This is a genomic window from Planomicrobium sp. CPCC 101079, from assembly GCF_007859275.1.
Classification (GTDB): Bacteria; Bacillota; Bacilli; order Bacillales_A; family Planococcaceae; genus Planococcus.
Map to the genome: position 1 here is coordinate 37,867 of NZ_VOHC01000028.1, position 23,789 is coordinate 61,655.

The following is a 23,789-nucleotide window of genomic DNA, read 5'->3' on the forward strand; positions in this document are numbered from 1 at the left end:
ACAAATTTCCCCAAAAGACATCAAGAGCCTGTTAGGCCGGTTGGATAACTTATTGGAACAACGGCAAAAAGATAAATATGAATACAAAAAAGCGGTGCAGCCTCAATGAGACTGCACCGTTTCTTATATAATAACCGTAACAAGGACAACTGCAAACAAAACTGCAAAAGTGACAGCCACGCCTGCCATCCACTTAGCTTCCCGCTCCATTCCTTGTTTTTTCATTTGCTGGGAGCGGAAACTGTTTGTAATGACAAACAGCAGCGTCATTAACAGCACCGCTATTTCCATATTTCCCTTGATCAAAAAAATCAAGGACGCAATGCTTAAAGCCGCTACACTTATCCCTAAGACCAATTTTCGGTTCATGTTTTCAACCCCTATAAAAGAAAGCCGGCAAACTTTGCCGGCTTTTCATATTATTTCTTCTCTTCAACTGATTCCAACGCTTTTTCCGGATGTTCCGAATAGAATTTCCGGCCGATGAATGTTTGAATGATCAGCAAAATCCCTCCGACTGCCCAGTAAACCGGCAGCGCAGCCATCGATGAAAACGAAACAAACATGATCATAATCGGCGAAATATAAATGAAGAGCTTCATTTGTTTCTGCTGTTGTTCCGGCATTGTCCATAAGGAAACTTTTGCCTGGAAGAAGTAGACAGCTCCGGCGATCAATGTCATCAAAATATCTGGTGAACCAAGAGTAAACCATAGGAACTCGTGTGTTTTGATTTCTTCTGGCGCATACAAGATGGCAAAATAAAGGCCCATGATAATCGGCATTTGAACAATAACAGGCAAGCATCCCATATTAAGGGGATTTACATCATGCTTTTTATAAAGGCCCATCATTTCTTGCTGGATTTTCATTTGCTCTTCTTTGTCCTTTGTTGCTTTCAAACGCTTTTGGATATCTTCCATTTCCGGGCGCATTCTATCCATTTTAACTTTCATGCCTTGCTGGCGCTTGTAGGTATTCAACATAAACGGCATTAAGATCAAACGGATAATGATCGTGATAGCAACGATAGCCAAACCATAATTCCCGTTAAACAAGTCGCCTAAATAATGAATGGAAAACGCGAATGGTTTAACGAATGTGCTATAGAAAAAACCTTCCTGGTTTTCCACTGCGGAACAGCCACTTAATAGAATTACTGAAACTGCTAGCATGAGCAGCAATGTTAATTTCTTTTTCAATTTAGTCACCTTCACCTTTTTCAACTATTAAGAAGTATACCCATAAGAACGACAAAATTCAATCAATGGCTATGTCCCAGCAAACTTTTCGGCAGATTGTGGCAGAATTTCGAATGGCTTTTAAACCTTAGAAGTTCTAAAGACAAGAAAAAAAGGAGAATTTCTTCTCCTTATTTTGCATTGGGCAACGTATAGCGGAAATATGGAATGTGTTGGCTGTCCCGGAATTGCTTAGGTGTAACCGATGTATACTTTTTGAAAATGCGCGTGAAATAGCTTTGGTTGCAGAAATGGAACTGCTTTGAAATGTCCGAAATGACTTTATCCGAATGGCGCAAATAATATTGCGACTCTTCGACCCGTCGCACATTCAAATACTCGACAAGCGTAATTCCTGCATGTTCTCTGAAGATACGGGATAAATGGCTTGTGGAAATATGAAAATGTTTTGCGATATCTTCCACAGATAAATCACGCTCGACTTCATCATTGATGAACATCACCACTTTATTGACCGTTTGATGGCCAAAAGAGGGCTGTTTCCGCTCAGAGATAATTGATACAAAAAACTCGATCAATTCATCTGCCACATATAAAAATTCTGAATCGTTCATTCGGTTGTCCACCAATTCAATGCATGCAGAATTGAATGCAAATGCTTTTTTCGGCGGTACACGCATTTCGTATAATTTACGCGCCATAAGTGAAGATAGCACTATATAGTAATTGCGTACTGCGCGGATGGTATCTTTACCGGCACGCACCGATATCAGGTCTATCAATTCCCGCAATGTTTGTTTTGCCCGGTCTTTTTCAAGATGATGGATTTCGTAAACCAACTGGGTTTCAATTTCAAAAAAGTTTTCCAATCCTTCATATTGATTTAAATTCTCATTTTCCGCCATGAAAATCTTGGAAATAGTTTCTTGAATGGATGGTGCAGCAATAATATTCATCTTTTCCCCGTCTTTCTTTATACAATATTTGCAAGCGCTCCCTCAACTATATACTGAAACGGCTAATAAGAACATAGCCTATCTCCTAACTTTTTAAATTTTTTTATGTAATTTGATTTAGGCGCTATTTTACTAGTTACCGATTAAAAGGAAATATATTCCCAAAATATATACTATATATAACGAAATACTCTTAAAATGGTTTCATTTTTGACTAATAATCTCCCAGTTTTTTTCAAAAATAAAAAAGCAACCATTTTGTTTAAATGGCTGCTTTTTCCCTATTGCGCCTTTAACTTACTTCTATATCCGGCGGAACAAGCGCCCGGATATGGCGAGGCAATACTTCGATTTGAAAAGGCGTCGCACATCCTTCATCTCCATCGATATTGCAGGAAAGTGGATTGCTCGTGTTAATCGATACTTTTGTAGTGTGGACCACTTCTACAGCTGGATCTTTTTCCAGTTTACCGACCAATAATGCTCCTGCAATACGGATAAAAGCCGGAAGAGCCGCATTTTTTACTATATAAAGATGCAACAATCCATCATCGGTCAACGCTTCCGGCGCTAATTTTTCAAAACCGCCAACCGAATTTGTCAAAGCCACCAGTACAAGTTTGGCTTCTCCTTTCCACTCGCCATGGTCATGTTCAATTTCAAAATACATTTCGGCATCTTCAGTGATCGCTTTGAGCCCTTCTACAAAATAAGCCAGCGCCCCTAGTTTTGTTTTTTGTTCAGGGGTTACTTCATACGTTGATTCCGCGATTTGCCCAATTGCCAAGATGTTCATGAAGTATTGATGTCCCACCTTAGCAATGTCTACCCACTTTTCGGAACCTGTCTTTAAAGCTTCAATTGCCTCTGCCGGATCCAAGGAAATTCCCAAAGCCCTGGCAAAGTCATTGACTGTCCCGAGGGGAATTAATGAAAATAAAGGTTGATGTTCTTGTTCGGCGAGGCCCGATACCGCTTCGTTAATCGTGCCGTCTCCTCCCATCGCCACCACAAAATCATATTTATTCTCACAGGCTTCCCTCGCAAAGCGGGTAGCGTCCCCTTTCCCCGCAGTTTCTCTTGTATCTACCATATAACCCATCTGCTCTAACGTAAATTGAACATCCAGCCGGTGGTCAGCCGCCTTTTCTTTACCGGCAGATGGATTTAATATAAACATCGCTTTTTTCATCTTGTTACCTCCGAAGTAAATTGATTTCTTCTATGTCTTTACCCGGACTATAGGCTTCGCTAATCCATAATGGAAATATAATATGGAGGAACGCAAAAAGGATGGGATTTCCCCATCCTTTTTGCGAGTGCAAGATCACTTCAATTTGTTCATTAACTTGGGTTGACGGGTTCTATTTCCTCTTGCCCCTTATCTTCGTTGACATATTGAACGCTTGTCGACGTTCCATCACTTTTCGGTTTCGTCGACGAAGATGCCTCATCAGATGAACCGGCCGTCCCTGATCCTTCGAAGCCTTCCAAGTTCTGGGATTCCATAAAAGCATTAACCTTCAATTTCGTGTTGTTAAAAGCGATGGTGACTTTTCTCCGGTTCTCGGGGTTCTTAAAATATGCATATGCCCCAGCAGCTAATCCCGCGATCACTAAACCTCTTCGTTTTGCCATCTATACCACTCCTATCAGATTTATCTTCTATTTACCCTGAACGTTTAAGACCTAACCTGAAATAAATTGTAATCAAACGCATTTTTATTTTGCTGTGTATTTCATATCAACATGAGGAATGCCATCTTCATCATACGCTTCTGAAACAGGTTGAAAACCAAAGCTTTCGTAAAATTCCTGTAAATATACTTGGCCTTGCAGCTGAATCTCCTTAGCTTGCCATTCCGAAAGAATATACTCCATGCAATGGTTCATTAGTTGTTTGGCCAGCCCTCTCCCTCTGGCTTCCGGATGGACTATCACTCTGCCGATTGATGGAATATCGTATTTTACCCCTGCCGGGACAAGCCGAGCATAAGCAAGCGTTTTTCCGCCTTCCGCGTATTCAAGATGAACCGATTCCTGATCCAAATCATCCAGTTCCGGATATGGACATTCTTGCTCTACAACAAAAACATTCACCCTTAACTTTAGAATTTCATATAATTTTCCAACTGATAATTCATTAAAATGATAAGTTTTCCAATTCAAAAAATAACGCCTCCTTTTTCCTTCTATTATTCCACATCAGTGGCTATTCTGGGCTTTTTTTGATATGATGGCAAAAAGAATTTTAGAGGTGATTGCATGATTCGCACAGGCACGACAGAAGATATTTCTTCTGTGCAGGAAATTGCCTATACTAGCTGGAGTGATACGTATGAAGGAATCATTCCCTCCCCGGTCCAAAAAAGTTTTTTAGATAAATCTTACTCATTTCCAATGATGGAAATGCGTTTAAAGAAAACAATTATGCTATTAGCTGAACATGAAGGCCAACCCGTCGGATTCGCTAACTTCACCAAAGTCGATGAAGATGGCGATGCAGAGCTGATCGCCATTTACTTAAAGCCCGAATACCAGCGAAACGGCTATGGCAAAAAACTGCTAAGCAGCGGCTTGTCCCTTTTGAAGGGCTCGCAATTGTTTGTATATGTAGAAAGTAAAAACCTGAAGGGCCGCCATTTTTATGAAACCAACGGCTTCAAGTTCATAGAAGAGTTTGAAGAACTGTTCGAAGGCTATCCACTGCAGACAGCTAAATATGTATATGATTTAAAAGCACCCGCCTTGTAAGCGGGTGCTTTTAAAATAGGTCTTCAAGCCAAGCTAAAAGTGCACAGCTAGATCGAAAGAAAAGCTGTCGAGAATTTTCTCGACAGCTTACAACTTCGGTCCTTCAATCATATTAGCGAATAATACTGAACTTGATATTTATAAAGGTCGGTACGGTGTGTCTTCTTTTTTATGGAGAGCTTCATCTGTCCGGGTTTCTGTGTTATCCGTGCGGCGGGAATAGTCATCAGAGCGCCCGCCTCTGTCGTTATCGCGGTAGCGCATATCATCATCCCGTCTATGCTTCGCCCGGCGGACAAAACACATGATGGCTGCGATATAGAAAAGAATAGATGTCAGGGAAAGTATACCCGCAAACAAACCGGCAATGATAAAGAATGCGCCGGCCAGTTTGGCATTCTTGTCTTTCCGTAGATTCAGTAATGCTAATATTGCAAAAAGCGTACTGATTGCCAGTAAAGCGACAAGCGTCCAGCCAACTGCTCCAAAACTGGCAGCAAATGCGTCAATTGCCGCTTGAGCATCTTGTGGATTTGAAAAAGATGGATTATTCCTGATTTCTTCTTCGATTTGTTGAAATTGTGGTGAGTTTTGAAAACTGCCCGAGTTGCTAATCAAAAGAATGGTTGAAATAATAACAATCAGGTTAAAGACTATGCCTATTATACCTAACGCTTTCTCAGCGCCCCTGCTCACTCTGCCTTCGTTCATCTCGATCACCTCTTTTAAGATTTTTTGCCATAGCATAAAATTTCGTTTCTTGCTATTCCTTTCCCCTAAAAATTTTAATAAAACCTGTTTAAAATTTCTAATCTCGGGTAATTTATTAATATCAAAGATTTGAAAGGGGTTCTAGAAAATGGAAAAAAAACTAATATTTAATCAATCAGACTTTATGTACGGGATCGGCGGAGCGTCTATTTTAACGGCAATCGTTTTCTTTATGACAGGTCTATAAATTGGAGGCAATGATGGAAAACTACATAATTGAAACATAAAAAAGCAATCCACTAAATCAAATAGCGGATTGCTTTTTATGTTTATGCTTTTACATCGTTGTACTCGCTATATCGTTCGAAAGCTACGGCTGCGTAAGTACAAACAGGTTCCATTTTATAATTTTTCTGGCGCGCATAGTTTGCCGCTTCATCCAGCAGTTTTTTGGCTATACCTTGGTTGCGCAGTGATTGGTCGACATACGTATGCTCTATGACCATGACATCGGCCATTTGTGTCCACGTGATTTCCGCTTTTAAATCGCCTTCTTCTTTCCAGATAAAAGCAAATTCGTCATGGCCAAGTTCCGTAAATTCAAATTGCATTTTTCATCCTCCTCTTACCTTAGTCGTTAAGCGTTAATGGGCGTAAGGAAGCTTCGATCTGTGTCCGCTTTGGTTCCAGGAACGGCGGCAATGCCAGTTTCCCGCCAAGTTCTTCCATTGGCTCATCAGTCGCAAATCCCGGTTCATCCGTTGACAGCTCAAACAAGATGCCGTTAGGTTCACGGAAGTAGATTGCCTTGAAGTAATAACGGTCCACTTCGCCTGACGTGACAAAACCGTTCGAACGCAAATACTCATTCCACTTACTATATTCCTCAAACGTCTTAACACGAAACGCAACATGATGGACACTGCCTCTGCCTGGGCGTTCAGGCGGCAAATCCGTGCGCTCTTCTAAGTGTACTTCGCCGGCAGGACCGCCTTCTCCTGTCGAAAACACCAAAATATCCGGCATGCCTTCTACCGTTGATGCATAAGAACCGATTTGTTCAAATCCAAGAATGTTTGTCAGCGTAGCTGCCGTCTTGTCGGCTTTGCGGACGGTAAGCTGGACAGGTCCTAATCCGACAATCGCAAATTCATCCGGAACGCCGCTTTTTGACCAAGGAATTCCGTAATCGATTCCTGATCCATCATCAACCACAAGCATTAGCCGTGACCCTTCAAAATCTTGAAAAGTCAGTGCCGGCCGGTTAAAGCGCTTCTCAATTTCACCATGCGGCACGCCATATCCTTCAAACCGGCTGATCCAATAATCCAAAGCAGCTTCGCTTTTCACGCGAAATCCTGTACTGCTGATGCTCGATACACCGGGATAAGTTCTGCCCGCCATCGGGATATCAAAATACGTCATGTCTGTCCCAGGCGTCCCCACTGCATCTGCATAAAACAGATGATAGGAAGACGTATTGTCTTGATTGACGCTTTTTTTCACTAAGCGCATGCCTAAAATACCCGTGAAAAACGCATGGTTTTTGTCTGCATTGGCTGTAATCGCAGAAACGTGGTGGATTCCTTCTAATTTCATTTAACTTCCTCCTTTAATTATCTTGAATTCGAGATATTAAATTCATCTTATCACTTGCTGTTCAATCGTGCAATAAAGGAGCTTTTTAAAAAAATAAAAAAAGGCGCATCAGTATGGTGACAGATTCGCCTTCAGGCTGTCGAGAAAGTGAAGCAGTTGTTCATTGCGCTCCATCCGGTCGCTTTCCGCGGGCGCAGCCTCAGCCGCTTCCTTCGCGTTGCTCAGTCCAGGGTCTTCGGCTTGCGCTTTGTCCGCTGGAGTCGCCGGATTCCGCTCCATTCACTAGAGACCATTTGGATAAGCGACGCTTTTTCTTTCTTGCTTGTTGTTCCTTCGGTACAAGTTTCACTTTTTTTGAACTCTTAGACAAACATTCTTCTTTTTTACGTCTCTGGCTATTCCAATTTCATGATCACTCAAGTTCCTCAACAAACGAAAGGCGAATCAGTATGGTGACTGATTCGCCTTTCTGCCTTATTAACTGACCAATGAACGAATGCCATCGATCAGTTTGTTGAAGAAATTCTTAACACTTTGCCAGAAGCCGTCATCGTTTACAACGGTTCCAATTTTGTCTTCAATCGTCTTGCTTAAGTCGTTAAGTTCGTTTGACCATTGAGAAAAATCGATGTCCAAGCTGCGGATCCGGTCCATCAAATCAACCAACAATTGGCGGTCTTCCGGGCTTAATTCGATTTGCAACTTGATAATTTGTTCTTCTACAATCTTTTCTACTTCTTCCCGTGATTCAGGCTTTTGCTCGGCAATATCTTTTTTGATCTCCGTCAGCAATTCGCTGACTTTGGCTTCGTCCACACCGCTGTCGGCGATTTCAGTCGCTACACCTAGTTCGTCGTTTGCCACGTCTGTCCGCTCGGGGTCCAATTCTTCCCCGCCGTTCACTTCATAAGCTTTATAGATGCCGACAAGCGCCGAATGCCCTGTTACCGGCTTTGGCGCTGCCACTTCCACTGTCGCATCTTTGATGCCTGCTGTCAGCATCGCGTTGGCGTACATTTCCGTTGTTACTTGTGTGATGTTGTCGGGTGTAACAATTTCGACTACCATTCCTTTTCCTTCATCTTGCCGCGTGATTTTAGCGGAAGAATACATGCGCGCACGTGAATCGCCGTCTTTAATGTATTTTATAAGGTCTTGACCTGTCACTTCAATTTCTTCTACTTCGCCTGTCACTTCCAAACTTTTCGCGACGCTATCTTTTTCAGCATCTGATAAGTTGGCGCCGTAGACTGCGATTGGAAGACCAAATTTTTCATTGATGCCGACATTTGCCGAACCGGTTACCGGCGATAAGACCGATACCGCTAAAACCATCGTAATGGCAGAAATCATTTTTTTCATGAGTTATAACCCCTTTCTCCAAATTAATACGAAATTTACGGGGAAAAGGTTGCATTACTTTGTTAACTTTGTCCAACCTTCTTCTTGTACAATCCGACGGGCTTTGTACAACGTGCCAAGTGCCCGCTTGAATGCCGCTTTGCTCATGCCAAACATTTCCTGAATTTCATCCGGTGTGGATTTATCGGTAAACGGCATCTGGCCGCCCGATTCTTCTAAATAAGCCGCAATTTTTTCCGCATCACCGGATAAACGCTCTTGTTTGCGAGGAAGCAACGAGCCATTCAAAGTCCGGTCTTCTTTAACGCCGATGACACGGACTGTTTTTTCTTCTCCGAGGCGCGGTTCTGCTTCGCGTTCCGATTCGTGGACAAATATGCGGTACATTTCTGGAACGGAAAGCATGAAAGAACCTACTGGAAGCAAACGATAAGCGCGTGCTTTCAAGTCTTTGTTAAACACTTCTTCCGGTGCCGGAACAGACAACTCGCTAACTGTTTCTTCAGTAGCTAGACGGCCATATAAATCCCCGTAGCGATCAGTGCGCAATGTCATAAAAATATGGTCGCCTGGCTCTGGCCATAGTTCTTCGACTTGAGGAAGGTCGGCAGGAAGCACATAGACTTCCCGGGTGGTGCCAATATCCACTACCAATCCTTCGCGCCTTGATACTTTCAATACTTTTGCCCAACCATATTGGCTTGGTAAAATGTGCGGGATCATCGGCGTCGCTGAAATGCCGCCTTGGCGGTTCCGGTACATGAATACCTCTATTTCACTGCCGATTTCTTGCCCTTCTTCGATTTCTGATGCGTTCATCAGGACTTCATCCCCTGAACTGTTTGTCAAAATCCATTGGGAACCCGACCGGTCTTTTATCTCTAATGTTGCTTTTAATCCTGGATGCAATGCCATTTATATATCCTCCTTGTATCGGTTATTTATCATTTTGTTCGTTTTTAAGCTTTTCAAGCTCTTCCCGAAAGGCCGAGTTTTCTTCCAGCACTTGAACCAAGTCCGCAATCCGGTTGATCGAATTCCAGCTCAAATGGTGCTCAATGCCTTCTACATCCCCGTAAATGCGCTCTTCGTCAACTCCGATCAACCGCAGAAATTGTTCGAGCAGATCATGCCGCTTCACGAGCCGCTTTCCTAACTTCTGCCCTTGAGGAGTCAACACAAGGCCTCGATAGCGTTCGTATATCAGATACCCATCTTTATCCAACTTCTGGACCATCTTTGTTACGGAAGACGGCAGAACCGATAAAGCTTCCGCAATATCCGATACACGCGCGTACCCTTTTTGTTCAATTAGCGAATAAATTATTTCTATATGGTCTTCCATACTCGGAGTAGGCAAAATAAGTTCCTCCCTAACGTGGCTCTCTTCAGTTTACTATACCCCACTCTATCGAACAACCGACTCACAAGGGCCTGCAAATAGATTCACTTTTCTGCCGAGGTTTGCCCGTATCCATATGAGGGTATCTATTACTATGGAACCAGAAAGGATAGGTGAGGAACATGGGCCGCATACTTTGGATTATCTTAGTAGTAGTTATTGCTTTTTGGTTGATCGGATTCTTAATGGACGTTGCAGGAGGATTAATTCACATTCTTTTAGTCATCGCAGCTATTATTTTGATCATCAACTTAGTGACAGGCAGACGGGGCGTTTAGCCCAAAGAAGCGGCAGGGAAAATTCCCCTGCCGCTTCTTTTTATTCTTTCACTTTTGCATAAACACATGTATCTCTTAATTTATTGCCGATTTTGGAGACAGAATCTTTTCGAAGGATGCCTTCGAGTTCGAACTTCAATCGTTCCGCCACTGCACGGCTCCGCACATTTTCCGGATCGCAGCGTATTTCCACCCGGTTAGCTTCTAGTTCCTCAAATGCAAATCTTGTAATACGGTCAACCGCTTCCGTTACATAGCCTTTTCCTTCAAACCGATTATCCACCCAATAGCCGATTTCAAACTTGCGCACTTCCCAATCGATCCGGTGAAGCCCGGAAGAACCGATAAAGTCGCCAGTTTCCTTCGAGAAGAAATGCAGGCGCAAATCTTTGCGCAGTTGAAAATCAGCAATGGCTTCCACCAAATTGGCTTCCATCTGTTCCAAATCCGGCTTTTTTTGCGCAAATGGCATCCACGGACGGAGTGCGTCAATGGAGTGCACTACTGCTTCGTAGCTGAGTTTCGCATCTTCTCTTTTTGGCATCCGGATCAGCAAGCGTTCCGATTCAAATTCTTCCGGAAAGTTGAGCAATATCGGATTAAAGCTTGGCTCTTTTTCAATTTCCATTACATCATCCCAGTGGACAGGCGTGGTAATGCCCGCTTGCCAGTCTTCGCGCGTCATGCCGTAAGTCACTGCATCATAATAGCGGTTTTCTCTTGGAGAAAACCACGCTTGGCGCAGATGGGCTTCTTTGACAAAACCGGTCCGTTCGAAAGCTTTGCGCATCGCAAAATTATCGTGGCGCGTGTTGCCTTCCAACCGGATTTTCTTTTCCGGCAATGAGAACACGTAATCGGCAATCATTTTCAGCGCTTTCGGACCGTAGCCTTTGCCTCGGTATGGATCCGCTATCCGCAAATCAAAAAGCGGAATATCGTCTTGCAAATCGAAAATTTTCACTAACCCGACTTGCATGCCCTCGTCGTTTTCTATCCAAAACGTAGTCACCTGATCAGATTGGTAGCCGCCTTCTTCAATCGTTTTTTGGATCAATCCGCGAACCGGATGTTCGATTCCGTGAAACGGCCATGAATTCGTTGTCATGAAGTTAATAAGCTGTTCTTGCTCTTCCATAGTCCATTCAGTTAATTTCAAACCAAAATCCTCCAAATACTTCTTACTTCTGAACTTTCATCAGCCGAAGTGCATTAGTATAATGAACAGCACAGCACATATATCCGCAAAAACCGCACCCACGGCGTCAGCCATACTGGAGTAATCAGAAGCAAAGCAATTATTTTCAATCCTAATGCAAAATGATGTTTCCTTTATTATACGCAATTTTTTTCACATGCGTCGAATCGTATATGGAAGTTTTTTAAAACACCAGCCATTACCGCGATACCCGCTGTTTCAAGGGTGGCGTCCGTGCAGCTCTACGCCCAACGCAATGCCAATAAATGAAGCGGGGAAGCAATGCCTTGCTGGTTCCTTTCCAAGCCCATTGCACTCCCTTTTGCCCGATCGCCGGCATTCTTCATTAGCTGTGAACGCAGACTTGAACCAATGAATAATACACTTGTTTTCCTTTCCAGCTCCCATTCAAATGCGCCTTTGACTATTTTCTGCAGTATAAATCTTCAAGCAATGTTAGTCAAACGAAGATTTGAATGAAAACCATTTACTCTTTCAAGAAAAAATGATAAAGTTCTTACGATTGCCATAACCCGGGGCTTCTCTGAGAGTGAGGAGTCAAAACTATACCAATATAAAAGGAAGTGGAATTTTTGAACACCATGTCATACAAAGAGCAATGGTTTGGCAATATCCGCGCGGATATCCTTGCCGGCATCGTCGTTGCCCTCGCTCTTATTCCAGAAGCGATCGCTTTTTCCATCATTGCCGGAGTCGATCCGATGGTGGGGCTATACGCTTCGTTCTCTATTGCAGTAATCATTTCTTTCGTCGGCGGAAGGCCTGCCATGATTTCAGCGGCCACAGGAGCAATGGCGCTTGCCATGGTCTCCCTGGTCCGGGACCATGGATTGGATTATTTGTTGGCTGCCACGATATTAACAGGAATTCTTCAATTGATTTTTGGCTACTTGAAAATTGCGCGTTTTATGAAATTCATACCGCGCGCCGTCATGATCGGTTTTGTCAATTCACTTGCCATTTTGATTTTCTTGGCACAGGTGCCGTTTATTTTCGGCATTAATACAATCACCTATGTTTTTGTAGCCGTGACCTTAGCCATCGTCTATATTTTGCCGCGTTTCTTTACGGCAATTCCGGCACCGCTCATCGCTATTCTAGTGTTGTCCGGAATTGTTATGTATGCCGGCATCGACATGCAGAATGTCGGAAGCCTCGGCACCATCTCGCAATCCCTGCCGACGTTCTTCCTTCCTGATGTACCATTCAATTTTGAAACTTTACAAATCATTTTCCCGACGGCTCTTGCCTTGTCAATCATCGGTTTGCTGGAATCACTGTTGACGGCTTCCATTTTGGACGATGCGACTGAAACGGATTCGGACAAGAACCAAGAGGCGCGCGGACAAGGCATCGCTAATTTCGTCACCGGCTTTTTCGGCGGAATGGCAGGATGCGCGATGATCGGCCAATCCGGCATCAACGTCCAATCGGGCGGACGCGGGCGTTTGTCCACGTTTACTGCAGGGGCCGTATTGATGTTCTTGATCATTGTCCTTGGAAACTGGGTCGTCCAAATTCCGATGCCGGTTCTTGCCGGCATCATGGTCATGGTATGCATCGGCACATTTGACTGGAGTTCATTCAAATATTTGGCGACCGCGCCAAAATCCGACGCACTCGTCATGTTGGTCACAGTCGTCGTTGTCGTTTACACGCACGATTTATCAAAAGGTGTATTTGCAGGCGTCATCTTAAGCGCAGTTTTGTTTGCTGCCAAAATTTCCAGAGTGGAAATCCGAAAAAAAGGATTCGACAAGAATTCGTCGAATGTCTATACAATACACGGGCAATTATTCTTTGCATCAAGTCAAGACTTCGTTGCATATTTCGATACGGCAGAACCGGCTGATCACATCACTTTGGATTTTACAGATGCAACAGTTTGGGATGATTCCGGAGTTGGGGCTATTGACCGTGTAATGAACAAATTGCAGGCAAAAGCACAAAAAGTAGAAATTACAGGATTGAATGCTTCAAGCCAAAAACTCGTAAACAAATTAGCGACATATGGCAAGGAAGGCAACAGTCCAAGCCAACATTAAGGGGGATTTTACATGTATCAAAAAATTCTTGTTGCAGCAGACGGTTCCGACCATTCCATCAGAGCCGCCCGCGAAGCGGTGAAAATGGCAAAAGCGAACCCCGAAGCTGTCGTTACCCTTTTATATGTTATCGATTATGACAAAGCGCGAAGCGAGATCCTTCATGGCCAAAGCAGTGATGAAGTCCATTTTGAACGGCGCAAGCACTTATTGCCGTTAGAAGAAATTTTCCGTTCGGAAGGCGTAGCATTCGAAACGAAAACATTGCATGGTACGCCAGGACCGACCATTGTCCAGCATGCCAATGAAACAGGCTATGACGTGGTATTCATCGGCAGCCGCGGATTGAACTCCTTTCAGGAAATGGTGCTCGGCAGCGTCAGCCATAAAGTAGCCAAACGCGTGCAAGCGCCCGTTATCATTGTGAAGTAATTAAAAAGGCGGACAGGCAAATTGCCTGTCCGCCTTTTTCGAGCAAATCAGAGAAGAAAGAGAGAGTTTATATTTTATGCACGTTCGCCAAACTTCTAAAATAAACAGGCATCCCGCAAAACTGCAGGATGCCTGTTTATTTAAAAAATCGTATAGGCTGCGCTGAACAGCACAATTCCAATGAGCAAGGTGGCCGCCACATATGCCAAGCCACTCCGCCATTTGCCGTCTTCTATATCTTTGACCACATCAAGCGCCATCGTGGAAAACGTCGTAAAAGCCCCTAAAAATCCAGTCATCCAAAAGACCGACAGCTTCCCGCTTCCCATAAATGCGCCAAGCGCAAACGAACCCAAGCTGTTCACAAGCCACGTTGCTGTTTTTGGATGCCAAGCTTTCCTTTCAACATAAAGGTAAAAAAGGTAGCGCGCAATCGCTCCAAGAAACGCACCAACTGCAATGCCAATCATAAGCGCCCACCTTTTCTTCCGATCCACAAGCCAAAAGCGGCAGACCCGACAGAACCGGTCGTCATACCAACAGCAAACACCAGGCCTTGCAGGAGCGAACGGTCTAAATAATGGAACCAGTCGCTAGAGAAAGCGGAAAAAGTCGTAAATGAACCGATTAGCCCGGTCGAGACGAATAGCCGCAATTCCGCCGATTTCCCGGCAAGCCATGCAGCTGCTATGCCAATTAAAAAACTTCCGGCCAGGTTAACCGTCCATATCCCGAATCCGACGGGAACTGCCGTGTAAATCCATGCCCGCAGCAGCGCTCCCGCCATTCCGCCCAAACCAACCGCCAAAAATCGCATCTATCCTACCGCCTCTAATCATTTTCCTCTCATTATAGCTTATTCCGGCGATAAGATTAATGTCGACCCTTTCGCATCTCCGGTCAGCACGGTTTCATGGTATCTTCCTTCCACCCAATCATCAACTTGATCATGAAAATAAGCTGATTTCATATGGCCGCTCTGCCCAGGCCCAACGATATGGTAAGCGCTGGACAAATCGCTCAAATCAGCAACAAAGCGCCAAGAAGCGCCGTGGTCGACATTGCCTTCTGCATCCGAAGCTGCTGCTTGGACCGTAATATTCGATCCGCCAATTGGAACGGGCGCCGGGTTTAAAAATTGCGCAAAAACCGGCGATGCGCCTGCCAAAGGATGGGGGAACGTCAATTGATGAGTCTCTCCCCATTTCCAGTCCTCGTAATCATTTCCAAACTCTTCTTCTATTTGAGCTATACTTTCGGCAAATGCATCTGTCAGCCATTTGCCTACTCCTCCGTACTCCGACACCCACGCCCCTCCTCGTCCAGCGAAAGCATCGCGCATCATTTGGTCGGTAATGTGATTTTTTCCTGGCAGCATGCTGAACACATCTTCCGGAAATTCATCAGCAAGCAGCGTGACTGGCAATTGCTTGATCCATTGATGGAAAATGAGAGGCTCCGCTTGGTCCAGGCCATCCGCTTGATCCCACTCTTCAAGCATACTGAGCAGTTCATCAAAATTATCAGTTTCACTCCGTACAGCCGCAATCATTTTCTCCAAGAATTCGGCGGCATATAAATTCTTCTGGTCCATTTGCAGCGCCATCATATCTTCTTTTGTCAAATTGTCCGATGATTCAAGCACTTCCGCTATCCGTTCATAACGGTAGGGCTGCGCCCAAAAATCCGTGATGTGGTATTTATACGTGTCGTCCACCACTTTGTTGTTCGCGGTAGCGATAAATCCACTTTCCGGATTGACGGCGCGCGGCAATTCGCCAAATGGCACATATCCTTCCCATCCATACTCCGCTGAATCTCCAGGGACCGGCAGTTGGCCATCTCCCATCTTCCGGATCGGAATCCGTCCATTTGCTTTATAGGCAATGGTGCCATCCGTTGAAGCGAATACAAAGTTTTGCGCCGGTGCCTGAAAGTCTTCCAGCGCTGTTTCAAACTCTTCCCAGTTTGATGCTTTGTTGAAACCGAGAATCGCCTGAAGCTCCAATGTCGGCTCAAGCGCTGTCCATTGCATCGAGAACAAGGCGCCCGGATCTTCTTCTTCGTACAAGACGTTTGAAATGATCGGACCATGGCGTGTAACGACCACTTCAAACTCTTCCGTCTTGCCGTCTTTTACTTTGATCGGTTCATTGCGGACTTCCGCTTGCTCCCAGTTGCCTTCGTATAAAAACTGATGGGCATCTTTCGGATTCGGCGTTTCGATATACAAATCCTGGACATCCGGCCCGACATTCGTCACGCCCCAGGCTATTTTTTCATTATGGCCTAAGATGATGCCAGGAATTCCCGCGAAAATAACGCCGCTGACATTTTGTTTTGGCGATTCTAAATGCATTTGGTACCAAATCGACGGTGTACTGAGTCCAAGATGCGGATCATCTGCCAACAGCGGCTTTCCACTTTCCGTTTTATCTCCAGATACAACCCAATTGTTGCTGCCATTGAATTCCGGCGGAATAACAGAACTATCAAAATCCCCCGCCACTTTCACCTTTTGTTTTAAATTTGCTTCAATAATCGATGGCGCGTTTTCCGGATAGTCAATAAACAACTCCCGCGCCTTGTTTTCCGAAAACTCATTTAAGGCCCAGTGCCGTATAGCGAGCGTCGACCAATTTCCTCCAAGGTCATATGCCATGTATTTGCCGATAGCCAGTGAATCGGTCGGCGACCAATCCTCCGGTTCGTAGCCGAGCAGTGCAAATTCAAAACTCAGCGTCCCTTCTGCTTTCGCTTCTTTTATGTACGCATTTACGCCTTCCGCATACCATTCGAGCACTTGTTTCGCTTCCTCATTATACCCATCCCATGATTTTTCAGCTGCATTCCGCAAACCGAACGCCCGAAAAAACTTATCGGTATCGACTGCGGCATCTCCGACCACTTCCGCCAAACGCCCGCTTGCCTGCCTACGCGATAAATCCATTTGAAACATGCGGTCTTGGGCTTGTACGTAACCTTGCGCACGGTACAAATCCGCATCTGTCCCTGCTTTAATATGCGGCACACCGATTTCATCTCTTATAACGCTCACTCGATCATCCAAAATACTGACTGCCGTTTCACCTTCAATTCTCGGTTTCGATTTATTTATGAAAACGTTTACAAAAATCAATGCAATAATAGCGAGAACTACTAGCGCACCGACAACCCCTAACATCCACCTTAGCTTTGACCCTTTTCTTACCTGCTCCGGCACCAAAGTCCCTCCTTTTTTCCTTATATGGTATTTCATTCGACTGCAGCCGAAAAAAATCCTCTTCATCAAAACAAAAACCCGCTGGCAGCGGGTTAGTTGGCTATATCTTCTTCTCCAAGCACCATCTTTACTTTGGCCACTTGTTTTTTCTCTGCCAGAACGTACAAAACATCTCCAACTTTCAGTTTCGTTTTTCCAGTTGGCATGACCAGTTTTCCAGACCGGATGATGGCGCTGATAACTGTTTGTCTCGGCAGGCCGATGGTCTGGACGAGCTGGCCGGCAAATGGAGATTTTGCTGTTAGTTCGATTTCCAGCATCTCGGCATTAGCCCGGTCCATTGACACCAGCTCCAAAGAATGGATGCGTTTTGGTTGTGGGCGCCCGTTAAGCGCTAACTTCCTTGCCATAAAAGGAATAGTCGAACCTTGGAACAAGGCCGATGTGATGACGATAAAGAACACGATATTAAAGAACAAGAAGCTGTTGTCCACGCCTGCTAACAGTGGAAAAGTGGCAAGGACAATCGGCACGGCACCTCTTAATCCCGCCCACGAAAGGAAGATTTTTTCTTTTACAGAGTAATCGAAGAAAATGGTCGAAACAAAAACCGCAATCGGACGTGCTACAAGAAGCAGCACAAGCGATAAGACAAGTCCTCTCCAAATCAAATCCCAATCGGCCAGCTGGCTTGGGAAAACGAGTAATCCAAGCATGACGAACATGAGAATCTGCATGAGCCACGCGACTCCTTCATGGAAACTGATAATCGAATAGCTCTGTGTCAATTCCCGTGTCCCCATCACAAGCGCTGCAAGATAGACTGCCAGCAATCCGCTGCCATGGAGTGTCGCAGCAAAGCTATAGATGAAGATGGCAAACCCCGCAGATAACACGGCATACAAACCAGGAGCGTCCAAACTGCTGTGGTTGATCGCCCATACTGCCACAAATCCCATTCCTATACCAATAACAGCCCCGATTCCCATTTCCAAAACAAAATCTCCGACCAATTGCCCGACAGATGAATCAGGTGCCTCGATCAAATGAATAAAAGCAATAGTCAAAAACATCGCCATCGGATCATTGGTCCCAGACTCTGCTTCTAGCGTAGAAGAGATTTTGGATTTGATGTTTTGGCCGGCAAGAACTGAAAACACCGCCGCGGCATCAGTAGAGCCCACAATGGAACCCAGCAAAAAAGCTTCAACCCAATTGATTTCTAAAATATAATAAGCCGTTACGGCGACAATTGATGTCGTAATGACTACTCCGACCGTCGCTAAAACAAGTGAACCGCCAAGCACTGGCCGAATGTGTTTCCAGCTTGCTTGCAATCCACCTTCGAACAAGATGAAAATCAATGCGACAATGCCGACCAATTGGGCAATTTCTGCATTTGAGAAATAGATCAACCCTGAAACATCGCTTCCTAAGGACATTCCGATAATCATGAAGAGAACGAGGGAAGGAACACCGGCGCGTGAAGAGACTTTTGTCATGAGTACACCGGCTAAGAGGAAAATACCGCCAATTAAAATGATGCCGTTTGTCGAAAAGTCTATCATCCTTTCCCCTCCACCTCTTTTGAATAGCCCAATTATAACATAGACATTTTAAAAAAATAAAAGCGATGCCTCTAGTAACGGGCATCGCTTCTATATTATGCTAAATCTTCTCCGACAATTTTCACCTCTAGCTCAAGGTCAATACCGAACTTCTCACGGACTGCTGACTTAACCATTTCAATTGTCTGGATATAGTCATTTGCTGTAGCGTTGTTTTTGTTGACGATAAACCCTGCATGTTTTGTGGAAACTTCCGCTCCGCCAAACCCTTTGCCCTGAAGACCGCTTTCTTGGATCAGCTTGCCCGCAAAATTCCCAGGCGGGCGCTTGAACACACTGCCAGCCGAAGGAAATTCCAAAGGCTGTTTGGATTCTCTTTGGTAAGTGAGTTCGCTCATTTTCGCATCGATTATACTTTGCTTGCCGACCTCCAAGTCGAATTCAGCAGACAAAACATAATAGCCTTTTTTCGTAATGACACTTTTTCGGTAACTTAAAGCCAATTCTTCTTTGGATAATACGAGTTTTTTACCTTCACGGGTTAAAACAGTCGCCTGCCGTATGACGTCTTTGATCTCCCCGCCATACGCGCCTGCATTCATTGCCAATGCACCGCCGATTGAACCTGGAATGCCGCAAGCGAATTCCATACCCGTAAGCCGCTGCTTTGCTGCTGCCTTGGATACTTCTTTTATGTGCGCTCCGCCTTGGGCATAGACGCTAACACCATCAATGCGGATAGCCTGGAGGCTTTTCAGATTAAGAACAATGCCTCTGACCCCTCCGTCACGCACGACCATATTCGATCCATTTCCAAGAAGCAAAAGCGGTATATTATTTTCATATGCATATTTAACTGTCGCAGCAGTTTCATCTTCAGTCTTTGGTGTTACAAAAATATCAGCTGGCCCACCCATTCGCGTTAACGTATGCAGGTGTAGCGGCTCATCGATTTTCACCTGTTGTTCAGGCAAAAAACGGCATAAATCTTCTAGCCATCTTTCTTTCGTCATCTAGAGCAAATCCCTTCTAATTCTTTTCGCTTCTATTAGTATCCGATGTTCGGGACTGTTTGACAAGCTATATCCCGATGTTCCGTTCTAAAGTCATATAAAAAAATAATCTCGAATTCGAGAGTTTTTAATTAAAACTTATTGACACTGAGATAGTTGCTGGTTATAGTTATAACAGAACATTAAATCTTAGGAGGCAATACTCATGAAAAAATGGACAGTAGATGCAGCACACTCAGAAGTTGGTTTTTCCGTAAAGCACATGATGATTTCAAAAGTCAAAGGCTCTTTCGGTGCTTATGATGCAACAGTTGAAGCAAACGAAGAAGATCTTCAAGGCGCTTTGATCGATTTCAAAATCGACGTGGCAAGCATTAACACAAACAATGCAGACCGCGATGCTCACTTGCGTGGCGCTGATTTCTTTGACGCTGAAGAATTTCCATACATTACATTCAAAGCAAGCGACATCGTGAAAAAAGGCGACGAATATGAGCTGACTGGCGATCTTACAATGAAAGGCATTACGCGCCCAGCTACTTTCGAAGTAGAATACGGCGGCAAAGGCACGAACCCATGGGGCCAAGAAGTAGTAGCATTCAATGCTGAAGGAAAAGTGAACCGCAAAGATTTCGGCCTTACTTGGAACCAAGCTTTGGAAACAGGCGGCGTATTAGTCGGCGAAGACATCAAGATCTCTCTAGACCTACAAGCAACACCTGCTTAAGTAGAAAGGCGGAACCGCCTGTTCAGCTCTGATAAACAAAAAGCGAAACACCTTAAACTGTAGGAAGACCTGGAAATCCGGGAACTTCTTACAGTCTTTTTATGTAGTTAACAGACTTTGTTTCAACTTTTCCTACTATCATTATATTTATAGAATATACTACTTCTTCTGATAATATGCCTGCATTTTCTAATTTATCTTTTACTTTTTCTTGTCTTTATTTCAAAAAAATATATCTGTAAAATATAAGTCTTCCCCATTGACTCACTATATCGACTGTCGTATTATGGACAACGTTGTTTATTTTTTAGCTATAATAAAGGAGTACGAATCAATTGATCGCAAAAGAAAATGCGAAGCAATTTACATTGCCCGCATTGACAATACCAATATTCGCTGAGCTGCTTTTAGCCATGTTGATGGGGAATGTCGACACGTTTATGCTCAGCCAATATTCAGATGATGCAGTAGCCGCAGTTGGAATAGCAAATCAGATTATCTATTTGCTGATTGTCATGTTTGGATTTATCGTCACGGGGACCACCGTACTCATGTCTCAGGCATTGGGTGCAGGAAACAAGCAACGCGCCAGTGAATTGGCCGCTGTTTCCATTATTGCAAATTTAGGAATCGGAATCGTTTTAAGCGGCGGCATCTATCTTTTCCAAGACAAGATTCTTGAGTGGATGAATGTCAGCGGGCATGTCGCATTAGAAGCACAAAGTTATTTGACGCTCGTCGGAAGCTTCATGTTTATCCAAGCGGCTATGCTGACTCTCAGTGCAATCTTGCGCAGTCACGGCTTTACAAAAGATGCTATGTATATAAATATTGCAATGAATGTATTTCATATTTTATTGAACTATGTAGTTTTATTTGGACCGCTTGGCTTCCCTGTCTTAGGAGTTGCAGGGGTCGCTATGGGGACAACTATCAGCCGTTTGTTAGCTTTGACAGCTTTTATTTATATACTGAAAAAGCGGATAAAAGAACCGCTCGGTTTGTTTAAAGCATTCAAGTTGCCGAAAACCCACTTGAAAGAATTGCTGCATATCGGTCTGCCTGCTGCAGCAGAACAAATCTCATACAACTTAAGCCAGTTCGTCACCATCTTCTTTATCACTACGTATATGGGAACAATGTTTGTCACTACACGCATTTATGCGTTTAATATAATGAGTTTTATCGTCCTGGGAAGCATGGCATTATCTCAAGGCACGCAAATCCTAGTCGCCCGCCATGTCGGCGCAAAAGAATACGACGATGCCTATAAGCGCTGCTTGGACAGCCTGAAATTGGCAATTGCCGTTTCGGCGGTCTTGGCAATCGCCTTCTCGCTTGTCTCAGAACCCCTGTTGTCTCTGTTCACCAATGATCCGGCCATTGTCCAAGATGCTAAAAAACTTATTTACTTGGCTATCATTTTAGAACCTGGACGTGCGATCAATATGATGATCATTACATCTCTCCGCGCGGTTGGGGATATGAAGTTCCCCCTCATTTTCGGCACTATGTCGATGTGGGGCTTGGGTGTGGTTTTCTCTTACGTACTCGGCATCCATTTTGCTTACGGTCTTGTCGGCATTTGGATCGCTTCAATTATGGACGAGTGGGTCCGGGGAGCCATCATGTTTTATCGGTGGCGTTCAAAAGCTTGGATTGCCTATTTGGAGAACCGGCCACAGCAATAGAACGGCAAAAGGCAGCTAATCAATGTTTTGATTAGCTGCCTTTTTTTATTGATCGCCAAGTTTGTTTAGCGGTTTTACAGCTGGCCCTTCCATGACTTCACCGGTATACGAGAACCGGGAACCATGGCATGGGCAATCCCATGAACGTTCTGCGTCGTTCCATGCAGTTTCACACCCCATATGGGTACAAGTCGTATCAACCAAATGGACTTGCCCGTATTTGTCCCGGTAGCCTCCTGCTTTTTTTGCGCCGACTTTGACTAGGCCGCCTTCATCCTTGCCTAAGCTATCGACCGTTTTGTATGGCATCTTCAGCTTGCCTTTAATCAGTTCTTTTGCTACGCCGCCGTTGTCTTTCAGGAAGCTCGCAATATCGACCGCTTTCAATTTCGGACGTGTCGGATCGTAAAGCTCTGCATAGCGGTTGGCATTCCCAAGAATCTGGTCCGACAGCAACAGCCCGGCAACCGCACCGTGTGCCATCCCCCATTTGTGGAAGCCGGTCGCGACGAGGATGTTGTCATAACCTGCCGTGACAGTTCCGATATAAGGCACTTTATCGAGCGTGGTCATATCCTGCGCGGACCAGCGGTAAGGAATGTCTTCAATGCCGAAGTGCTCTTCTCCAAATTGTTCAAGGTTGCGGTAATGCTGCATCATTTCTGTTTTGCTTTTTCCTGTCGGATGCCCGTCTCCACCGATCAGCAAAAGCTTTTCACCGTCATCGGTAGTTGCATAGCGCAATGAACGCGACGGCATATCAACACTGACATACATATCGTTTGGAATTGGGCCGTTCGTCCGAACACCGATAACATAGGAGCGGGTAATGTTCATGCGTGCAAAATAAAAGCCGTCCGAGTCATTGAAAGGATAATGGGTCGCAACAATCACCTTGTTGCATGATAAATGGGACATGTTTTCTGTCTGGATGACCGGGTCGTTTTTCTTTAAAATCTTCACCGCGCGCGTTTTTTCATAAATTTTTCCGCCAAGCCGCTCAATTTCATGCACCAAGCCTGTCAGAAATTTAACCGGATGGAACTGTGCTTGGTTGCGCATAATAATTGCTTGCTCGACTTCATAAGGGAGCTCGACTTCATCTTTTGCCAAACCGCCATCGATTCCTAACTGCCGATAAGCTTCCCCTTCTTTTTCAATAAGCTTGGCCCCGATTTTCGACTGGGAGTAGACGAACGCGTTTTGATGCGAGAAATCACAGTCGATATTCAAATCAGCAGCGGTTTGTTTGATCCAGTCCAAGCCTTCAAGATTCGCTTCATAGTACAAGCGTGCTTTTTCTTCACCCATAATCTTGATCAAAGGATAATAAAACAGGCCATGCTGCGCTGTGATTTTTGCGGTTGTGTTCCCTGTCACTCCATCCATTAATCTTCCGGCATCAATCAAAGTAACTTTTCTTCCTGCTTTTGCTAACAGATAAGCACTGATAATTCCAGTGATTCCGCCACCCACTACAGCAATATCGGTTGATTCATTTTCCTGCAGCGCCGGAAATTTCGGTAGGTCTTTGACATCTCGCCAGTACGATTTTGGAAACTCCGGGACCCGGCTAGTGTTTTCCTCTTTTAACATACTCTGCCTCC

General features: G+C 44.6%; 25 protein-coding genes. 6 read left to right on the forward strand and 19 right to left on the reverse strand.

Annotation, left to right across the window (positions count from 1 at the left end):
• Positions 1–123: 123 nt before the first annotated feature.
• The 6 genes from FQV28_RS12295 to FQV28_RS12320 all read right to left on the reverse strand — a co-directional run bounded on the left by FQV28_RS12295 (position 124) and on the right by FQV28_RS12320 (position 4,327).
• A complete protein-coding gene (locus FQV28_RS12295) occupies positions 124–369 on the reverse strand; it encodes a hypothetical protein (protein ID WP_146496795.1) in 246 nt (81 codons plus the stop codon).
• A gap of 50 nt (positions 370–419) precedes the next feature.
• Complete coding sequence (yidC, locus tag FQV28_RS12300; protein ID WP_146496796.1) at positions 420–1,202, reverse strand: membrane protein insertase YidC; 783 nt, start codon at positions 1,200–1,202, stop codon at positions 420–422.
• Between the two features lie 170 nt (positions 1,203–1,372).
• Positions 1,373–2,158, reverse strand: coding sequence for an AraC family transcriptional regulator (locus FQV28_RS12305; RefSeq protein WP_146496797.1), 786 nt, complete (start codon positions 2,156–2,158; stop codon positions 1,373–1,375).
• Positions 2,159–2,450: 292 nt separating this feature from the next.
• The gene (locus FQV28_RS12310) at positions 2,451–3,350 is read right to left on the reverse strand and encodes a diacylglycerol/lipid kinase family protein (RefSeq protein ID WP_146496798.1); all 900 of its coding nucleotides are present in this window, start codon (positions 3,348–3,350) and stop codon (positions 2,451–2,453) included.
• A 152-nt stretch (positions 3,351–3,502) separates the two neighbouring features.
• Positions 3,503–3,796 (reverse strand): hypothetical protein, encoded by a 294-nt coding sequence (locus tag FQV28_RS12315; RefSeq protein WP_146496799.1) that lies wholly within the window; start codon positions 3,794–3,796, stop codon positions 3,503–3,505.
• A gap of 84 nt (positions 3,797–3,880) precedes the next feature.
• Positions 3,881–4,327, reverse strand: a complete 447-nt coding sequence (locus tag FQV28_RS12320) for a GNAT family N-acetyltransferase (protein ID WP_146496800.1) — start codon at positions 4,325–4,327, stop codon at positions 3,881–3,883.
• A 96-nt stretch (positions 4,328–4,423) separates the two neighbouring features.
• On the opposite strand from FQV28_RS12320, the gene FQV28_RS12325 reads away from it, so the two are divergent.
• A complete protein-coding gene (locus FQV28_RS12325) occupies positions 4,424–4,912 on the forward strand; it encodes a GNAT family N-acetyltransferase (protein ID WP_146496801.1) in 489 nt (162 codons plus the stop codon).
• A 138-nt stretch (positions 4,913–5,050) separates the two neighbouring features.
• On the opposite strand, the gene FQV28_RS12330 is transcribed toward FQV28_RS12325, so the two are convergent.
• From FQV28_RS12330 to mntR, 6 genes are all read right to left on the reverse strand, one after another.
• On the reverse strand, positions 5,051–5,623 hold the full coding sequence (locus FQV28_RS12330) for a DUF4064 domain-containing protein (protein ID WP_146496802.1): 573 nt from the start codon (positions 5,621–5,623) through the stop codon (positions 5,051–5,053).
• Between the two features lie 329 nt (positions 5,624–5,952).
• Positions 5,953–6,234, reverse strand: a complete 282-nt coding sequence (locus FQV28_RS12335) for a GNAT family N-acetyltransferase (protein ID WP_146496803.1) — start codon at positions 6,232–6,234, stop codon at positions 5,953–5,955.
• Between the two features lie 19 nt (positions 6,235–6,253).
• Complete coding sequence (locus FQV28_RS12340; protein ID WP_146496804.1) at positions 6,254–7,222, reverse strand: ring-cleaving dioxygenase; 969 nt, start codon at positions 7,220–7,222, stop codon at positions 6,254–6,256.
• A 477-nt stretch (positions 7,223–7,699) separates the two neighbouring features.
• Positions 7,700–8,584: a DUF1002 domain-containing protein gene (locus tag FQV28_RS12345; protein WP_146496805.1), complete on the reverse strand. Its 885-nt coding sequence runs from the start codon at positions 8,582–8,584 to the stop codon at positions 7,700–7,702.
• 54 nt (positions 8,585–8,638) lie between these two features.
• The gene (locus FQV28_RS12350) at positions 8,639–9,499 is read right to left on the reverse strand and encodes a CvfB family protein (RefSeq protein ID WP_146496806.1); all 861 of its coding nucleotides are present in this window, start codon (positions 9,497–9,499) and stop codon (positions 8,639–8,641) included.
• Positions 9,500–9,521: 22 nt separating this feature from the next.
• Positions 9,522–9,944 (reverse strand): transcriptional regulator MntR, encoded by a 423-nt coding sequence (gene mntR / locus FQV28_RS12355; RefSeq protein WP_146496807.1) that lies wholly within the window; start codon positions 9,942–9,944, stop codon positions 9,522–9,524.
• Between the two features lie 164 nt (positions 9,945–10,108).
• Between mntR and FQV28_RS12360 the strand changes: the two genes are divergently transcribed.
• A complete protein-coding gene (locus FQV28_RS12360) occupies positions 10,109–10,264 on the forward strand; it encodes a lmo0937 family membrane protein (RefSeq protein ID WP_146496808.1) in 156 nt (51 codons plus the stop codon).
• Between the two features lie 40 nt (positions 10,265–10,304).
• Here FQV28_RS12360 and FQV28_RS12365 read toward each other — a convergent pair whose 3' ends face one another.
• Complete coding sequence (locus FQV28_RS12365) at positions 10,305–11,423, reverse strand: GNAT family N-acetyltransferase (RefSeq protein WP_146496809.1); 1,119 nt, start codon at positions 11,421–11,423, stop codon at positions 10,305–10,307.
• A 632-nt stretch (positions 11,424–12,055) separates the two neighbouring features.
• On the opposite strand from FQV28_RS12365, the gene FQV28_RS12370 reads away from it, so the two are divergent.
• Together FQV28_RS12370 and FQV28_RS12375 are read left to right on the forward strand one after the other, a co-directional pair.
• On the forward strand, positions 12,056–13,528 hold the full coding sequence (locus FQV28_RS12370) for a SulP family inorganic anion transporter (RefSeq protein WP_146496810.1): 1,473 nt from the start codon (positions 12,056–12,058) through the stop codon (positions 13,526–13,528).
• 12 nt (positions 13,529–13,540) lie between these two features.
• Positions 13,541–13,960, forward strand: coding sequence for a universal stress protein (locus FQV28_RS12375; RefSeq protein ID WP_146496811.1), 420 nt, complete (start codon positions 13,541–13,543; stop codon positions 13,958–13,960).
• 140 nt (positions 13,961–14,100) lie between these two features.
• Here FQV28_RS12375 and FQV28_RS12380 read toward each other — a convergent pair whose 3' ends face one another.
• The 5 genes from FQV28_RS12380 to murB form a co-directional block, all read right to left on the reverse strand.
• On the reverse strand, positions 14,101–14,430 hold the full coding sequence (locus FQV28_RS12380) for a fluoride efflux transporter FluC (RefSeq protein WP_146496812.1): 330 nt from the start codon (positions 14,428–14,430) through the stop codon (positions 14,101–14,103).
• Positions 14,427–14,777, reverse strand: coding sequence for a fluoride efflux transporter FluC (locus FQV28_RS12385; protein WP_146496813.1), 351 nt, complete (start codon positions 14,775–14,777; stop codon positions 14,427–14,429). The genes FQV28_RS12380 and FQV28_RS12385 overlap by 4 nt, the downstream gene beginning before the upstream one ends.
• A 39-nt stretch (positions 14,778–14,816) precedes the next feature.
• Entirely contained in the window at positions 14,817–17,144 is a 2,328-nt protein-coding gene (locus FQV28_RS12390; RefSeq protein ID WP_255472958.1) for a penicillin acylase family protein, read from the reverse strand.
• Positions 17,145–17,275: 131 nt separating this feature from the next.
• A complete protein-coding gene (locus tag FQV28_RS12395) occupies positions 17,276–18,751 on the reverse strand; it encodes a potassium/proton antiporter (RefSeq protein ID WP_146496815.1) in 1,476 nt (491 codons plus the stop codon).
• 95 nt (positions 18,752–18,846) lie between these two features.
• On the reverse strand, positions 18,847–19,764 hold the full coding sequence (murB, locus tag FQV28_RS12400) for a UDP-N-acetylmuramate dehydrogenase (protein ID WP_146496816.1): 918 nt from the start codon (positions 19,762–19,764) through the stop codon (positions 18,847–18,849).
• Positions 19,765–19,969: 205 nt separating this feature from the next.
• Between murB and FQV28_RS12405 the strand changes: the two genes are divergently transcribed.
• Both FQV28_RS12405 and FQV28_RS12410 read left to right on the forward strand, forming a co-directional pair.
• Positions 19,970–20,491: a YceI family protein gene (locus FQV28_RS12405; protein WP_146496817.1), complete on the forward strand. Its 522-nt coding sequence runs from the start codon at positions 19,970–19,972 to the stop codon at positions 20,489–20,491.
• Between the two features lie 335 nt (positions 20,492–20,826).
• Positions 20,827–22,182 (forward strand): MATE family efflux transporter, encoded by a 1,356-nt coding sequence (locus FQV28_RS12410; RefSeq protein ID WP_370455133.1) that lies wholly within the window; start codon positions 20,827–20,829, stop codon positions 22,180–22,182.
• A gap of 45 nt (positions 22,183–22,227) precedes the next feature.
• On the opposite strand, the gene FQV28_RS12415 is transcribed toward FQV28_RS12410, so the two are convergent.
• Entirely contained in the window at positions 22,228–23,778 is a 1,551-nt protein-coding gene (locus FQV28_RS12415) for an FAD-dependent oxidoreductase (protein ID WP_146496818.1), read from the reverse strand.
• Positions 23,779–23,789: the final 11 nt, after the last annotated feature.